The organism is Bacillus sp. C1 (assembly GCF_054570475.1).
In genome coordinates, this window is the sequence record NZ_JBTMZT010000003.1 from 532,236 (window position 1) to 548,587 (window position 16,352).

The window sequence follows — 16,352 nt, forward strand, 5'->3', positions numbered from 1 at the left end:
ATCATGGATACACTCTTGATACTGACCGTTTTAGTAGTCATTTGCGCTTTAGCTTTTGACTTTATCAATGGATTTCACGACACAGCAAACGCTATTGCAACGGCTGTTTCAACGAAAGCTCTAAAGCCTAGACATGCAATTATTATGGCAGCTATTATGAACTTTTTAGGTGCAATGACATTTACAGGTGTAGCAAAAACGATTACAAAAGATATTGTTGACCCATTTGCTTTGCAAAATGGTTCCCTTGTAATTTTAGCTGCTTTACTTGCGGCAATAGTTTGGAATTTAATCACTTGGTACTACGGTATTCCAAGTAGTTCTTCGCATGCAATCATTGGTGCAATCGCAGGTGCGGCAATTGCTGCTGCTGGTTTTAGCTCATTAAACTTTAAAGGGTTCATAAAAATTATTGAAGCTTTAATCATTTCACCGATTATCGCTTTTGTTGTTGGTTATATCGTATACAGTATTTTTAAAGTGGTCTTTAAAAACTTTAACTTAACGAAAACGAACAAAAACTTCCGTATATTCCAGATCTTCACTGCAGCATTACAAGCTTATACACACGGTACGAATGATGCACAAAAAGCAATGGGAATCATTACGATGGCTCTTATGGCCAATAACTATCATACTTCTGACGACATCCCGTTCTGGGTACAATTATCTTGTGCAGTTGCAATGGGGCTTGGTACTTCTATCGGTGGATGGAAAATTATCAAAACTGTCGGTGGACAAATTATGAAGATTCGTCCTGTAAATGGTGTAGCTGCCGATTTATCATCATCACTTGTTATTTTCGGTGCAACATTCATTCACTTACCAGTTAGTACGACGCACGTTATTTCTTCTTCTATTTTAGGGGTTGGTGCTTCTCATCGTGTGAAAGGTGTAAAATGGGGAACTGCAAAACGCATGTTAATTACATGGGTTATTACACTTCCTATTTCAGCTTCTTTAGCTGCATTATTTTACTACTTATTACACTTAATCTTTTAATCAAAAGTCGTCTTCCTTATTTTTCTAGGAAGACGACTTTTTTGTGAACAATCCAATATCTTTTCAAAAAGTGTGTATAATGGATGTTGGATTAGTTATATAGAGGAGTTGGCAATTTTGGAATACATCATGTTACTTTTCATTGGGTTAATTGCAGGAACAATTGGAAGTCTAGTCGGGCTTGGAGGAGGAATTATCATTGTTCCTTTGCTAATTGGGCTGCATAGTTTATCACCACAATTAGCAGTTGGGACATCAATTGTAACTGTGGTTTTCACTGGTCTCTCCTCTACTCTTACTTATATGAAACATAAGCGAGTAGATTATAAAAGTGGACTTATTTTATTTATCGGAAGCGGTCCTGGAGGCATTGTCGGATCGTGGGCAAACAAATTTCTGAATCAGGATACTTTCTCTTTATACTTTGGTGTTTTCCTTATTTTTGTATCTCTTCTTCTCATGTTACGCGATAAATTAAAACCTCTTTCCCTATCAAATTTAGCTGTTATTAAACGTTCTTTTACAGATGCTGAAGGGAAAACCGTTCATTATCAATTCCCACCGTTGCTTTCAATTATGATTGCATTTGTAGTTGGTTTTATATCGGGGTTATTTGGAATTGGTGGTGGTGCCTTACTCGTTCCAGCGATGATGCTCCTTTTTGCATTCCCTGCACAGATTGCGGTCGCAACTTCAATGTTTATTGTCTTTTTATCGGCAATTGTAAGTTCTGTAACTCATATTTCTCTTGGTAATGTCGGCTGGATTTATGCATTAATTCTTATTCCAGGTGCTTGGATTGGCGGAAGAATCGGAGCTTATATTAATACAAAATTAAGCGGTAATGCCATCATTCATTTATTACGTATTACACTAATTATACTTGGAACTAGACTCATTATCAGTTCTTTCCTATAACGCGTTCTTTTTAGAATGCGTTTTTTTATACGCAGGAATACAAAAACACCCCTAAAATAAAAAATAATACCGTACACACACACAACAACATCAAGTTTGAAATATGTAATTTTTTCAAGTTGTTCACCCCTATCGCTGTGACTATTACCTTTATGATAGCGAAAAAATAGAAGATATGCTGTTACAAAGCGCTAACAATGTAAAAGCAATTATTACAAATTTTATCTCTTTATTGCATCACATTGTATAATAGATCGATTCAACAAAAAAAGATGTCATATTTGACATCTTTTTAGTGAAGGAGTGACCACCCCATAAAATCTTCATGTACTTGACATGCTCGTTTATCATTTCTATCATACAGTTCCGCATAGCTGTCCGTTTCTTCATCATAAGCCATTGTATAGATAATTTGTCCATCTATTTCAACTGATAGAACAACTCCGCCTTTCATCTCTTCCACATGTATCACAGCATTAGCTGGAATTTTCATATCAGTCATTTTCGCATCTAACAATATACTAAACCCCCTACAGCATATTTATTGCTAGTACTATTACACACTAAATAGTATACTACTGTAATAGCATATATTTCGTCAATTAAATTGCTATATAGATACAAAATAAAAAAACGACATACAGCCTTTCTTTTTAGGCGGAAAAGAGCATCCGGACATGTATAGAAACAGTCAGTGCTTTTTAGTCCTATGTGCTATGTGAAGCAAAAAGAGAAAACAAATGCCAGCCGTGACTTATATGTTAGAAAAGTAACAGAGATATATGTTTGATAATCTTAATTTCTTTTATCTGCCTATTTTTAATCCAAACACACTATAAATCAGGTACAATGAATAAACAGGAATGCTTAAATGAGGTGCTAACATTGATTCTACATAAAGGGGATATATTATTTCGTCAAGGTGAAGAAGGATCCTTATACTTTATTAAAACGGGACTATTAAAAGTTATTCGACTACAAGAAGACGGGACACCATTTTTATTTAATATTATTGTTCCAGGTGAGACAATCCCTCATCATTCTTTAATTTCTCCAAAAGAGTATCATGGTACAGCAATTGCTTTAATTAAAACAGAAGTTCAGCCCGTTGCATGTCATACATGGTACGAAAAACTACAGGAAAACCCCGAATTATATGCTGATATCGCCATGCAGCTACAAACAAAATTACGAATGATGCAGCAGCGAATCGATCAATTAACAACCGTTTCTCCCAAAGAACGCCTCCACCGTTTACAAGAGTGGTTCTCACTATATTTAGGCGGAATTCCCATCTATGAAATATTAACACAAACAGAGATTGGACAACTGATCGGTATACGTCGTGAAACAGTAAATCGCTTGTTACGAGAATAAACAAAAAACGAGGTGAACTAACACCTCGTTTTTGTTTATCTTATGATAAACTTGCTGCTGGACCGAAAAATTCATAATGAATATGTTCAGGTGAAACGCCCCATTCTACTAAAGCCGTATTAATATGCTTCATAAATGGTACCGGGCCGCAGAAATAAAATTCTGCTTCAGCTGTAGGAATGATCGATTGTAACCACTCTAAATCAACAAAACCTTCTTTATCAAAGTTTTTTGCTTGTAAATCTTGTGCTGTTGGTGAAGAATAGCAAGTGTACACTTCTACTTGTTCATAGTTGCTCTTTACTTGCTGCACATGCTCTTTCATCGCATGCACGTTGCTATTTAGTGCTGCGTGAATAAAGTATACTTTACGATTTGAATCTTGTTCAATTAATGTATTTAACATACTCATCATCGGCGTAATACCAACACCGCCACTAATTAACACAACCGGTACGTTTGAATCCATATTTAATACGAAATCTCCTGCTGGTGCGCTTAATGGTAAAGTATCTCCCTCTTGGATGTGATCATGTAAATAATTAGATACCTTTCCATCCGGTGTCTCTATAGCCATTTCTCGTTTTACACTAATACGATAATAATCTTTTCCAGAAGCGTCTGATAAGCTATATTGACGATTATGTGTATATGTTTCACCTTCTATATTTAATTGAACTGTTACATATTGACCAGGTAAAAATGCGGATAGTTCTCCACCATCTTCTGGTTTTAAATAAAACGATGTAATTACGTCGCTCTCTTTCTCTTTTTTCACAACAACAAAGTTGCGGAAATCTTTCCATCCACCTTCTTTTTTCGCTGCCTCTTCATACATTCCTGCTTCTACACTAATAAATACATCAGCAATTACACCATATGCTTCTCCCCATGCATTTAATACTTCGTCTGGCGCTCCTGCCACCTCTTTAATTGCTTGTAATAAACATGTTCCTACGATTGGATAATGTTCAGCTTTAATCCCTAAACTTCTATGCTTATGCGCAATTTGTTTTACTACAGGAACAATAACTTCTAAATTATCAATATACGTTGCAGCTGCATACACTGCACTTGCTAACGCCTGTTGCTGTCTTCCTTTTTTCTGATTTGTATGATTAAAAATATTTAATAACTCTGGATGCTCAGAGAACATAATTTGATAAAATCGTGTCGTAATTTCAACGCCTTTTTCTTGTAATAATGGTACTGTTGATTTTACAATTTCAATTGTTTTTTCACTTAACATTGTATTCCACTCCTCTATTTCCTTATCTATTGTTATTGTAAACGAAGCTAAAACGAAAAGGTGTGATTTTAATCACTATAAACATGGTGTTTTTGTGAAAAATGTATGAACACTTTATATTTATCCCGATTCGTGAGAGCTACTAGTCAGCGGGAGATAGAGCAACCCTCCACTGATTAAGGTTTCACTTTATCTTGTTCGTTGCTACTAAACAAACCAACCATAGTTTCCCTATTCTAGCATATCTTTCCTAAAAGAAAATAAGCTAACCAAAATAGGCTAGCTTAGTGCTGAGCTTGTAGAGCTTGTTCGATTACTTGTACATCTTTTCCATCTCCAAACTCTGTGTATCCCCATATATTTGTTTCACCTGTATATTTATTTACAAGAATGTCTAAATCATGATAAACACGATGAGCATAAATTACATATTCAATCTTCTGAACCTCTATGCCCTTTTTTAATATTTCATAACTCCGCCTTACATCCCGCTTTATCTTCTCATCTTTTACTTCTTTATGTATATCTTTTAAAGACGGTTCTTGTTCTTGAAACCACTGCATTAGATGTTGCCAATCCCCTTCTGTATATCTCTCAGCTTTACCATAATTTAAGAGATTGTTATACTCTTCATGCTTCGAGCGGATGAATTGTAATACTTTTTTCTGTTCTCTTACTTCTTCTACTTGAGGCAGTGTCGATACTCCAACGGGTTTACTTGCATAATGTAACAATACTCTCATTAAACTATAACTTGTAATTCCTATTACAATAACCATTCCCAGTATCATCCACACTCTCTTCATACACCAAACTCCTTTTCTACTATGAATATTACATTTATGTCTATATAAATCCATTTTGACTTTTCAACATATCATGCAAAAGATAACCTTCTTCCTTGTTTTCACTTGGCATAGAAAAAAGATCTAACTGCTTCTGTGCCTGGCAGGATACTCTCTCACCTGAACTTAGATTTTTATGTTGTTTTTTCAATTTATACTTATATACACTGTTATATTTGTAACATTCTCTTGTAGAAACAGAATTCCTGTATACATTCTTCTAATCATTTCGACACTGTTTTTCTATACATTTCGCTGCGGCAAATGCTCTTGTAAAATTGCATACCCTTCATAAGCAGTGTAACCAAGTATTACCAGCAAGCCAATATAACAAGCAAACACTGCCCATTTTGTTTTTGTATCAATTTTATAATAGTCTTCTTCTTGTTGCTTCTGTTTTTCCCATGCACTCATCTTTCTTTCTGACACTTCTAAAGCTTCTCTTATTCGAATGAAATGATCTTCTTTTTCTTCTTCATATGGTACATAATCAAGCGGTTCAAATTTTGGTAGTAAGTACTCCAATGCTTCAATCTTTTGACGTTCTCCCTTTTCTAACTGATTCTCTTTTTCCTTTTGTCTTAATACATTCATTTCATGATGAATCATATAAATTGCTCGATGAACCGCTGCTGTTTCCTGAAATTCCTCTTGAAATTTAGTAAGATATGTTTTCATGACATCTACTTTATAACCAAGTTCTTCTATTGGTTTATTTCTCTTTATTACTCTATATAGCTCCATACAACCAATTATAAAGATAAATCCACCCATAATGCTCTTAAAGAAAATAGAATATCCTAGTAATATAGCAAGACCTACTCCCCAAATCTTTGTACTAACAGCTGAAATGATTCGTCCTCCGTCTAGCGGAGAAACGGGAATTAAGTTAAAAAAATTCAACATACTTCCAAGCAAAATAACAAGAGCCCAAAACGGTTCTTTTGTTATCATATAAAGCGGAATCGCCGGTAGAAATGACAACAGTCCAAAAAGAGGCCCCATATAAGCAAGATAAGCTTCATCCTTTGCGTTTTTTGGCATCTCTTTCATTCCAATGAGTGCACCCATAAATGGGATAAAAATCGCTGGAGAAGTCGGTATACCTTTTCGTTTCGCTGCCCACAAATGCCCCATTTCATGAACAAAAAGTAAATAAATTAGTGCCACACCAAATTTCCACCCATATATAACGGCATATGCACCGAGCGACAATAACATGCTAAATACCGTTGAAAATTTGGCTAATTTTAAAATTGCAAATACCCATTTCAACTTAGAAAGTAAAAATATCCCTACAGCAGCTACAATTCCCCATAATCCCTTTGTATTATTTTTCATACCCTTCTCCTCCCTCATTCATTTTCTCTAGTATGCTATATTTTTTTATTTTATTGAAAATGACGTTTATATCATCCATAATTAGCCAAAAATAAGAAAGGAGCACTTTCATCATACTTTTCCTATCAATGAAAAGTATGATGAATCACTTAAGAATAGTAAAATACCGAAAGGAGGTAAACAAGAAATGTCCTTACAATTTTTCATGATTGGTACTTTATCCTTTTTAGCTTCAACATTGATTTTTTATACAATTGGCTACTTATTATTAGATTGGTTACCAAATCATTTATTTATTACTCTTATTATCCTTTCTGCCCTTATGATTTCCTTTCTTATTACAAGAAAAGCAATGAACGAACCATCTGCAAAAACAAAATAACAGAGTGAGCTTTTCAGTTCACTCTATTTTTCATTTCCTAGGAAAGAATCTTTCTATCTTTGCAAATTCATTTTTTCACCGTAATCTTTTACAATTTGAATAATATTCTGAAATGCTCCCACTTTTTCTTTTTTATGATTTAATACTTGTAAATCATAATGATCATAATACGTTTCTAACGCTTTTATTTGAGAAGCTGATACATGCTCTATTGGTACAACAATGCTCACTTCATATTGTTTATACCCCTCTCTTACTTTCTCACCTTCCACTATTTCACTTGTTTTCTTTCCAATTACTTGTTGGACTTTAGACGGAAAGGTCAATTGAAAGTAGTATCCTTCTTCTTTTTCTAATAGTTTATATAAAGAATCCGAAATCGTATAAAATACTGTATAATTTATGGCCTTTTCATTTTTTTTAATGTGAAAAGCGGTAATTTGTAAATCCTTTTTGGTCACCTCTGTTAATGCATTCACTTTCGTATCATCACTCGTTGATTCAGAAACAATTGGAAGGATAGATAAAAGTTGTTCTGTATCAGATTTTGTGAGCATATATGTTCCCTCCTCATCTTGTAACCACCCTTGGCGATCTTCTCCTCTTAACCATGCACGATATGCTTTTACCTTTCCATTCTTCTCAATTTTAATTTCATACTCTGGTTCTCCAAAACTTCCTGTTATTTGTTGCTTCTCTGCCTTATTCATAATATCTACTACTTTATTTGCTTCTTCTTTCTTTAAAACCTTTTCAGGTTTTCCTTTTTGTATAATTGTTACTTTCATACTTTCTTGCATAGGATTCACCGTCTCTTCTACTTGTTTTCCCTCTTTTTTTTGCTCAACTTGGCTACAAGATGCTAATAAAAGAATGAATATAATTAACAAGGATTTTCTATTCACACCTAATCCTCCTATCTACAAACAATAAGAAAAGCTTATTGTCCTTGAAAATGAAACAAAAACGTTATGTATGATGAAATGAGATATACTATACAAGAAGGGGGTTTTTCATATGTCTATTAATTTTCATGATGCTAATAATAAATACACCTATGCCTCACGAAAAGCAGATTCTTCTTGGCGAGAAATGATCCAAAATATAATTGATGTGAACGGTAAAAACATAATTGATATTGGCTGTGGTGGTGGTATTTATACGAAAGAATTGGCTCTTATGGGAGCTAACAAAGTCGTGGGCTTTGATTTCTCAAAAAAAATGCTACAAGCAGCTGCAGAAAATTGTACTTCCATCCAAAATATTTCATTCATTCACGGTGATGCCCACAAAACCCCATTTGCTAATGAAACTTTTGATATTGTAATTTCTCGTGCTGTTATCCATCATTTACACGACATCCCAAAGTTTTTATGCGAAGCCTCACGTATCTTAAAGAAAGATGGGATACTTATTCTTCAAGATCGCACCATTGAAGATTGTACAATTCCAGGAAGCATAGAACATGTTCGGGGATATTTCTTTTCGGTCTATCCTAAACTCATTCAAATAGAGGAAAAACGTAGACCAAAAGCAATGCACATACAACAATTAATAGAACAAACCGGTATGCATTCACTTCCCCTTCAAACAATGTGGGAAGTTCGAAAAATCCATGATTCCATTGAAACATTACTACAAGATTTATCACCACGAACAGGCCGATCTATTTTATACGAATTAACAGACATTGAACTTTCTCAATTACTCCACTATATTCACTCTCAACTACATAATATAGCTCCAATCGTCGAACAAGATCGTTGGACCATTTGGAGTGCTACAAAATAGTAAGAAAGCCTCACGTAATTTTGTGAGGCTTTCTTACTTCATAACCTAATTTTGCAACACTCTTGATATCCTCCACTTCGGGCTTGTGCACTTCCACACTTCGAACATACTAAATATCTAGATTGACTTGTTAACAAACTACCTTTTTGAAAGAGTAACACTTCTGCTTGTTTAAACGAACGCGAATAATATATCCATATGAAACCACAAATTACTATAATTCCAAACACTACACCGATCGCAAGCATTTCCGTCACCTCTTTTTGGTTTGTTTTTTCCGCAAGTGGATTGTAGTAATATTCTCTATTACTAAAAAAGATTCCTGCCTTTCTTGTTAAATTGTCATATTTATCAAAAAATTCATTTGTACTATACTTTTACGTAATTTTTACAAAATATTCTCTTTCACTTCTCATACAATAAAGTGAAACTTCCACACCTTAAAATACGTTTTATAGAGGAGTGTCATTATGAACTATTTCTTATTATTTTTTCTTATCAAACTGATTTTCCCCACACTATTCTCTCCTTCTCCACCTACCAATATATCGGTGCAAATTCTTGGTCTCAATGATTTTCATGGCCAATTAAATACCACTTCAACATTGCACGGTAAAGCTGTAGGACGCGCCGATTATATATCCGCTTACATTCAATCCTACCGCGATAAAAACCCTAACACCTTACTTGTTCATACCGGAGATATGATTGGCGGAAGTCCCCCGATTTCAGCACTGTTTCATGATGAACCAACGATGGAATTTTTAAATCATCTTCAATTTGATGTTGGCACAGTAGGAAACCATGAATTTGATAAAGGACCTATTGCGCTGCAACAACTAATTAGCGGCGAACTTACTACTCAAACAAATTCGTTTTCAGGCAGTTCATTTCCCTATGTATGTGCAAACGTTTTAGATAGTAAAACGAAGAAACCACTCTTCCCTCCGTATACAATTAAATGGATTGATAATATTCCCATTGCCTTCATTGGCGTTGTCACAAAAAACACTCCATTTCTAACGATGCATACTAATATGTCCTCTGTCCTCTTTTTGGATGAAGCTGCTTCTATTAATTCTTATGTACATCAACTACAAAAAAAAGGTATTCATGCATTTGTGATTCTTGCTCACCTTGGTGGTAATACAAACGGGAGTACTACAACTGGTGCTCTAACTGATTTAGCAAATGAACTAGATCCTGATGTCGATATCCTCTTTGGTGGTCATACCCATTCTTATATAAATGGAAACGTAAATGGAATGCTCCTTGTGCAAGCTTACTCATACGGAAAGGCTTTTTCAAACGTCACTGTTACATTAAATCATAGAACCAAAGATATTATAAAAAAAGATGCAAGCATTATCCCAGTCTATCAACATGCAATTTCTCCTAATTCTCATACACGAAAATGGATAGATTCTTATACATCAAAAATTCATTCTCAAACAGAAGAACAATTAGGAATAACAAAATATGAATTAACCCGTAATCGAAACGAACACGGTGAATCGAAATTAGGAACACTTCTCGCTATGGCTCAGCGGCAAACTATGCAAGCTGATATCGCCTTTGTAAATCCCGGAAGCATAAGGCACGATTTACAGAAAGGAATCATTACGTGGGCAGATACTTTTCTCATACAGCCATTCGGTAATCCATTAATCAAAATGGAGCTGTCAGGAAAAGAAATTCGAAACGTTTTGCAAGAACAATGGAAAGAAGAAACCCGCATGCTACAAGTTTCTGGAATTCGTTATAGCTGGAAGAATAATTTAATCCAGTCTATTTCATTAGAAAATGGAACGCCCGTGCAAGATAATCAAACATACTCTGTTGTGGCTAACTCTTTTTTAGCAAACGGAGGAGATAATTTTATAACTTTCAAAACAGGAAGAAATCGTATAGAAGGCCCAACAGATCAAGAAGCTTTTGCAAATTATATTCGTTCCATTTCTCATATAAATACACTTCCTCAAAATTTCATTCAAAAAATCTATTGACTTTATAAATAAAACATGCAAAAATAATTTCAGAATACTTGAACAAAATTCATTGACGAGAACGAGTACGTTATATAAAGCTGTTCCTCAGAGAGTTGGCATCTTGCTGAAAGCCAACGTTCAGCTCATAACCGAAAATCATCTCCGAGAAGTAGAACCGAATGATGTAGTAAGTTCTTACCGGCCGTCCCCCGTTACAAGGAACGCGTATTATGTTGTACGTTGTAAAGCCGCATACATATAGATTTTCTGCATGTATGAACTAGGGTGGTATCGCGGGTAAATATAACTCGTCCCTTTTTAGGGGCGAGTTTTTTGTGTTCTTACTAATGAAATTTGATAAAAAGGAGGAAAAACAATGAACACTGTATCAAAAAAACATATTTTTTCCACAGGTCTTATGCTATTTTCTTTATTTTTCGGAGCAGGTAATTTAATTTTCCCTCCAATTCTTGGACAAAATGCTGGTGAACATTTTTGGCCAGCAATGTTCGGATTTTTACTAACAGGGGTTGGTTTACCCTTATTAACTGTTATTGCAATTTCTCTTTCAGGTAATGGAATGCAACAACTGGCAAGTCATGTACATCCAATATTCGGGGTTTTCTTTACAGTAGTTGTTTACATCGCAATTGGCCCGTCTATGGGAATTCCGCGTGTTGCAAACGTTGCTTATGAAATGGGAGTTAGTTCCTTTTTACCTGCAGATGTTCGTACGAATGGGTTAACATTATTTGTTTACACTTTCATTTTCTTTGCTATCGTATATTGGCTCAGCTTAAACCCTTCTAAATTAGTAGACCGAATTGGAAATGTGCTAACACCTATTTTATTGTTTTCTATTTTCATATTATTCGCAAAAAGCATTTTTACACCCCTTGGACAATCAGGCCCAGCAATGCAAGAGTATCAAGTTTCCCCAATTTTCAAAGGATTTATGGAAGGGTATTTAACAATGGATACGATCTCCGCCCTTGCATTTGGAATTATCGTTGTAAATGCAATCCGTTCAAAAGGTGTGGAAGATCGTAAGACCGTTGCAATTGCAACAACAAAAGCAGGATTTATCGCAGCTACGGGACTAGTACTTGTATATGGCGCACTTGGCTGGCTAGGTGTAACTAGCGTTTCACTTGGATATGCTGAAAATGGTGGTCAATTATTGACCGTGATCGTTCAACAATTATTTGGCTCATCTGGACTTGTCTTATTAGCAGCTATTGTTACACTTGCTTGTTTAACTACATGCGTTGGACTTGTTGCAGCATGTAGCCAGTATTTTTCGACATTATTAACGAAATTTTCATACAAAACTTCGGCCCGTATTATTTGTGGATTAGGACTACTAATTGCAAACCTAGGCTTAACAAAGATCATCGCTATCTCTGTTCCTATTCTACTAGTTGTATATCCAATCGCTATCGTACTCGTACTATTATCACTACTTCATAAATACTTCGGTGGTTATCGTTCTGTTTATGTGGGCGCTTTAATCGGGGCAGCGATAATAAGCGTGTTTGATGGATTAAAACAAGGAGATATGCCGGTAACATTCATTACTTCTTACTTTAAATCGATTCCATTATATAACGAAGGAATTGGTTGGGCCTTACCCGCACTAACTGGCGCAGTCATTGGACTTGTCATCTCAAAGTTAAAAGGTGCAAAACCAGTGTCACTAATGAAAACTCCTTCTCAATCTAAAGTATCCTAATAAAAAACTCCCTTGATGGGAGTTTTTTAGATTTAGTAAGTGACTTCTTTGCTTTTTGTGAATTTTTCTCTTCATAAATAGCACAATATAGAAGGCTTTCTCCTATTTGGTTAATTGATGTCTAAATGCATAAATAACCGCCTGTGTACGATCACTTACATTCAATTTATTTAATATATTACTCACATGTGTCTTTACAGTTTTTAATGCAATAAATAGCTCATCTGCAATTTCTTGATTGCTTTTTCCTTCTGCAATTAATAATAAGATTTCAAACTCTCGTTCTGTTAAATCTTCATGAAGTGGCTGTTTTTTCTTTTGACGCATACGAGTCATCATTTTCCCAGTCACTTTCGGCTCAAGTACTGTTTCTCCATCATAAGTCGCTCGTACCGCATCCGCGATATCGCTCGCTCTTGATGTTTTTAATAAATAACTCGTTGCACCTGCTTCAATGACAGGATATAGTTTTTCATCATCTAAAAAGCTCGTCACGACAACTATCTTTGCTTCAGGCCACTCTTGAATAATTGCACGTGTCGCCTCAACACCATCCATTTCATCCATAACAAGGTCCATTAAAATAATATCTGGTTTTAACGCCAATGCTAATTCTGAACCTCTTCTTCCATTTTCAGCTTCCCCAACTACTTCAATATCCGGCTGAGTTGATAAATATGCTGATACACCCATCCGCACCATTTCATGATCATCAACAAGCAACACTTTAATCATGCTCCTCCCCCTCTCTCTCTATCATAATTGGTACTTTCACTTCAATTTGCGTACCTTTATTTGGAAAACTTAACACCTTTAATGTTCCACCAATTTCATGAACACGCTCTTGAATAGACCTTAGACCATATGATCCCGCTTTATTGATACCTACTTCGAACCCAATACCATCATCAATGATTTTTAAAATTGCATATTGATCAATTTGACGAAGACGAACTTCTGTTTTCTTTGCTTTTGCATGTCGTAGCGTGTTAGACAATGCTTCTTGCACAATACGAAACAAATGATCTTCCACACCTTTTTTTAATTGGATAGGCTCAATTAACCATTCAATTTTCATATGTTGTTTTCTAGAAAGCTCTGTTAATAGTTCTTCTATACCCTCTGTTAATTTTTTACCTTCAAGTTGTACAGGACGTAAATGAAGAAGCAGTGCCCTCATTTCTGATTGTGCATTGACGACCATATTTTCGACAAGCTGCAATTGTTTTGTTGTTGTTTCTGGAATTTGGTCTATCTGTTCATTAATTGCTGACATCATCATCGACATAGCAAACAGCTGTTGACTCACTGAATCATGCAATTCCCTTGCTAGTCGATGTCTTTCTTGAGAAATCGCTTCCTGTCTCATCTCTTCATTCCAATGAGCTCGTTCATTCGTTACTTTTTGAAATAATCCAGCTTGTTGCTCTAATCGCTTAGCAAGTGCAATAACTTTTCGCTCTACTTCATGAAATTCATCTTCAGCAGTAAACGAAACATCCTTTGGAAAATTTCCTCGCTCTACTTCAAACAAAAAAGTGTGTAAGCCTTGGATACGCTGCTGCATATAGTAACCAATTGCATACCCTACAATCCCTCCAATAAGAAGACTTGTACTCATAATGAACAAGCCAATTGGAACAGAAGCAATGGATTCTTTCCACAACAAATCATATACATGTTGCTCACTTTTCCATACATATACAATCGTACAAATAAGCGCAATACTAACAGAAGATAGCATAGAATAGCGAATGTACATCCATGAAATATTGTTTTGCTTTTTCATTATACTTTCCTCACTTCCGTATCGCCTACGACAAGCGAAGAAATAATTTTAATACGACGAGGAGCTTCTTTATACTGTTCTGTCTTAAACGTAACATTTCGATTAAAGCCTGTTTCTTCATGCCCTGGAAGCAAAACTCTTCCAATGATAACAGAATGGTTTAAAGATAGTTCAATATCGTATGGAACATATAAACGAATGTTACCAATAACCCCACGAATAACAATGACCGTTTCCCCTTCAGGAATCATCGCTGTCGTTAAATCAATTTCAACATCACAGACTCCGTACTGAACATTAATATCCTCTAATTCATAAATATGATCCATCATTCTTACATTGCCTACCATCATATTTTTAAGATATGGTTCTGTACGATAGATTTGTTTTTCTTCATCTATATACCCTTTTTCCTTAATTTCTACCTGTACAGCTTTTAGCTTCTGCTGCCCTTGAATAAGTTGATAACCGATGAAGGCAAAACAAGCAACTACTACAAGTACGAAAGCTGCTGATGAAAAGAGGAAAAATAAAAAAATAATGCCTCCGACAAATAAAAACACATTTCCTCTCACATAACGATTCTTTTTCCGATAATGCCTTCCAAACATAATCATAATAAATGCAAAAATAAGAGCACCCGGTTCAAAATGTCCAAGAACCATATCAAGAAAAAGACCAAATCCAAATATGATGAGGAGCATCCCCACTAGTTGTGATTTCGAAAATTGCTTCTTCATTTCAGCTCCCCTCCTTCTTGTCACATATAAAATAGAAGAAAAAGGTATTGCTGACCAACACCTTTTCTTCTACTACTATATTATAAGCTCGTTCTATAATGTACTACAATTATTTTGTTAAAGATACTTCATTCTTTTCTTTCTTTTCACGCTCAAGCTTTGCAATTTTCATATCAAATGTATCACGTTCGTACTCTCCATTCATGCGCAGTTCTAAGTCACGAATATGATCTTCAATTTCTTCAAATCGTAAGAACGGATTATTCTCATCCATTTTATGAAGAGCTGTATTCATACGACGGTTCGCATGGGCCATATTTTCGCGTGCCATTAATTCCATACGCTTTGCATTCATTTCTTTTAGTTTATTTTTCATTTCAGAAAGACGACGTTCTAACTCATCAATTTGCTCCACTACACCTGCATACATCTCTTCTAAACGTGATACTTGCCCTTCATAGTATGCTACTTCTTCTAATGCGCGTTCATGCAATTGCATTTCGCCTGCTTCTTGTGCAATGATCGCCTGCTTTGATCGCTTATTTACGAAATAACGAGCCTGCTCAAGTTCACGGGCAAAGTTAGATTTTAACGTTTTATGACGCTCGATTAACTTTTCAATTTTTGTTACTTCCCGCTCACTATCGCGTAAATATTGGTTTAACATAGCGATTGGATTTTTTCTTTCTTTCTCATCTAAAACATTATGAAAATCTGCTAAAATCGCATCACGTACACGTCCGAATAAAGATTGTTTCATTATAATCTTCCTCTCTTCCACTTTGTCATTTCCGTTATTTTATCTTAGTTTTTCATTAACTTGTTCCATTCATCTTCAAAGTTGCTATATGCTGTAGAGTGTTCAGAAGAACCTACTACATCTTTCTCCTTTTTCCATTCACGGTATCCATAGTATAAAACAACTAATGCTGCGATACCGATTAAGGCTGGAGAATGGGAAAGAGCGATGGATAAGCCAACTAAACCAACAATACCCCAAGCTAACTTTCCAAAAAATGATTGTGCTCGCACAAATGATTTATAGCTCCAATACACAATTCCCGCTCCAATCGCTAATCCTACAATACCAGCAAGACTACCAAGAGCAATTAAAGCCAAAATACCGGCTGCGATAAACGCTATAAATTGTTTCATCTTGTGCTTGCCTCCCTTCGATTTGATACTCTTATCTTACCTA

Annotated in this window: 18 protein-coding genes and 1 other annotated feature; of the genes, 7 read left to right on the plus strand and 11 right to left on the minus strand. The window is 35.3% G+C overall.

Features of this window, described 5'->3' with window-relative positions; genetic code table 11:
* Positions 1-3 precede the first annotated feature (3 nt).
* Complete coding sequence (locus tag ACX5JI_RS13675) at positions 4-1,002, plus strand: inorganic phosphate transporter (RefSeq protein WP_459501570.1); 999 nt, start codon at positions 4-6, stop codon at positions 1,000-1,002.
* A gap of 117 nt (positions 1,003-1,119) precedes the next feature.
* On the plus strand, positions 1,120-1,920 hold the full coding sequence (locus ACX5JI_RS13680) for a sulfite exporter TauE/SafE family protein (protein WP_459501571.1): 801 nt from the start codon (positions 1,120-1,122) through the stop codon (positions 1,918-1,920).
* Positions 1,921-2,212: 292 nt separating this feature from the next.
* Here the strand turns inward: ACX5JI_RS13680 and ACX5JI_RS13685 are convergent, their stop codons facing one another.
* Positions 2,213-2,437: a hypothetical protein gene (locus ACX5JI_RS13685; RefSeq protein ID WP_459501572.1), complete on the minus strand. Its 225-nt coding sequence runs from the start codon at positions 2,435-2,437 to the stop codon at positions 2,213-2,215.
* A gap of 368 nt (positions 2,438-2,805) precedes the next feature.
* Here ACX5JI_RS13685 and ACX5JI_RS13690 point away from each other — a divergent pair, with 368 nt between their 5' ends.
* Entirely contained in the window at positions 2,806-3,297 is a 492-nt protein-coding gene (locus ACX5JI_RS13690; protein ID WP_459501573.1) for a Crp/Fnr family transcriptional regulator, read from the plus strand.
* Positions 3,298-3,337: 40 nt separating this feature from the next.
* On the opposite strand, the gene hmpA is transcribed toward ACX5JI_RS13690, so the two are convergent.
* The 3 genes from hmpA to ACX5JI_RS13705 form a co-directional block, all read right to left on the minus strand.
* Positions 3,338-4,546, minus strand: a complete 1,209-nt coding sequence (gene hmpA / locus ACX5JI_RS13695) for an NO-inducible flavohemoprotein (protein ID WP_459501574.1) — start codon at positions 4,544-4,546, stop codon at positions 3,338-3,340.
* Positions 4,547-4,830: 284 nt separating this feature from the next.
* The gene (locus tag ACX5JI_RS13700) at positions 4,831-5,352 is read right to left on the minus strand and encodes a hypothetical protein (RefSeq protein WP_459501575.1); all 522 of its coding nucleotides are present in this window, start codon (positions 5,350-5,352) and stop codon (positions 4,831-4,833) included.
* Positions 5,353-5,634: 282 nt separating this feature from the next.
* A complete protein-coding gene (locus tag ACX5JI_RS13705; RefSeq protein WP_459501576.1) occupies positions 5,635-6,732 on the minus strand; it encodes a site-2 protease family protein in 1,098 nt (365 codons plus the stop codon).
* A gap of 187 nt (positions 6,733-6,919) precedes the next feature.
* On the opposite strand from ACX5JI_RS13705, the gene ACX5JI_RS13710 reads away from it, so the two are divergent.
* Entirely contained in the window at positions 6,920-7,114 is a 195-nt protein-coding gene (locus ACX5JI_RS13710; RefSeq protein ID WP_459501577.1) for a hypothetical protein, read from the plus strand.
* Between the two features lie 53 nt (positions 7,115-7,167).
* On the opposite strand, the gene ACX5JI_RS13715 is transcribed toward ACX5JI_RS13710, so the two are convergent.
* Positions 7,168-8,019, minus strand: coding sequence for a YhfM domain-containing protein (locus ACX5JI_RS13715; protein ID WP_459501578.1), 852 nt, complete (start codon positions 8,017-8,019; stop codon positions 7,168-7,170).
* A gap of 112 nt (positions 8,020-8,131) precedes the next feature.
* Between ACX5JI_RS13715 and ACX5JI_RS13720 the strand changes: the two genes are divergently transcribed.
* Positions 8,132-8,905 carry a class I SAM-dependent methyltransferase gene (locus ACX5JI_RS13720; RefSeq protein ID WP_459501579.1) on the plus strand — a complete coding sequence of 258 codons (774 nt, stop codon included), beginning with the start codon at positions 8,132-8,134 and terminating at the stop codon, positions 8,903-8,905.
* Between the two features lie 38 nt (positions 8,906-8,943).
* On the opposite strand, the gene ACX5JI_RS13725 is transcribed toward ACX5JI_RS13720, so the two are convergent.
* Entirely contained in the window at positions 8,944-9,153 is a 210-nt protein-coding gene (locus ACX5JI_RS13725; RefSeq protein ID WP_459501580.1) for a hypothetical protein, read from the minus strand.
* Between the two features lie 222 nt (positions 9,154-9,375).
* Here ACX5JI_RS13725 and ACX5JI_RS13730 point away from each other — a divergent pair, with 222 nt between their 5' ends.
* Complete coding sequence (locus ACX5JI_RS13730) at positions 9,376-10,911, plus strand: bifunctional metallophosphatase/5'-nucleotidase (RefSeq protein WP_459501581.1); 1,536 nt, start codon at positions 9,376-9,378, stop codon at positions 10,909-10,911.
* Between the two features lie 43 nt (positions 10,912-10,954).
* Positions 10,955-11,212, plus strand: a binding site (T-box leader).
* Between the two features lie 57 nt (positions 11,213-11,269).
* Positions 11,270-12,625 carry a branched-chain amino acid transport system II carrier protein BrnQ3 gene (gene brnQ3 / locus ACX5JI_RS13735; RefSeq protein WP_459501582.1) on the plus strand — a complete coding sequence of 452 codons (1,356 nt, stop codon included), beginning with the start codon at positions 11,270-11,272 and terminating at the stop codon, positions 12,623-12,625.
* A 102-nt stretch (positions 12,626-12,727) separates the two neighbouring features.
* Here brnQ3 and ACX5JI_RS13740 read toward each other — a convergent pair whose 3' ends face one another.
* The 5 genes from ACX5JI_RS13740 to ACX5JI_RS13760 all read right to left on the minus strand — a co-directional run bounded on the left by ACX5JI_RS13740 (position 12,728) and on the right by ACX5JI_RS13760 (position 16,309).
* Positions 12,728-13,360: a response regulator gene (locus ACX5JI_RS13740; protein ID WP_459501583.1), complete on the minus strand. Its 633-nt coding sequence runs from the start codon at positions 13,358-13,360 to the stop codon at positions 12,728-12,730.
* Positions 13,353-14,414, minus strand: coding sequence for a sensor histidine kinase (locus tag ACX5JI_RS13745; RefSeq protein ID WP_459501584.1), 1,062 nt, complete (start codon positions 14,412-14,414; stop codon positions 13,353-13,355). The genes ACX5JI_RS13740 and ACX5JI_RS13745 overlap by 8 nt, the downstream gene beginning before the upstream one ends.
* Complete coding sequence (liaF, locus tag ACX5JI_RS13750) at positions 14,414-15,154, minus strand: cell wall-active antibiotics response protein LiaF (RefSeq protein ID WP_459501585.1); 741 nt, start codon at positions 15,152-15,154, stop codon at positions 14,414-14,416. Before liaF ends, ACX5JI_RS13745 begins: the two co-directional genes overlap by 1 nt.
* A gap of 109 nt (positions 15,155-15,263) precedes the next feature.
* Entirely contained in the window at positions 15,264-15,914 is a 651-nt protein-coding gene (locus ACX5JI_RS13755) for a PspA/IM30 family protein (RefSeq protein ID WP_459501586.1), read from the minus strand.
* Positions 15,915-15,958: 44 nt separating this feature from the next.
* Positions 15,959-16,309, minus strand: a complete 351-nt coding sequence (locus tag ACX5JI_RS13760) for a lmo0954 family membrane protein (RefSeq protein WP_459501587.1) — start codon at positions 16,307-16,309, stop codon at positions 15,959-15,961.
* Between the last annotated feature and the right edge of the window lie 43 nt (positions 16,310-16,352).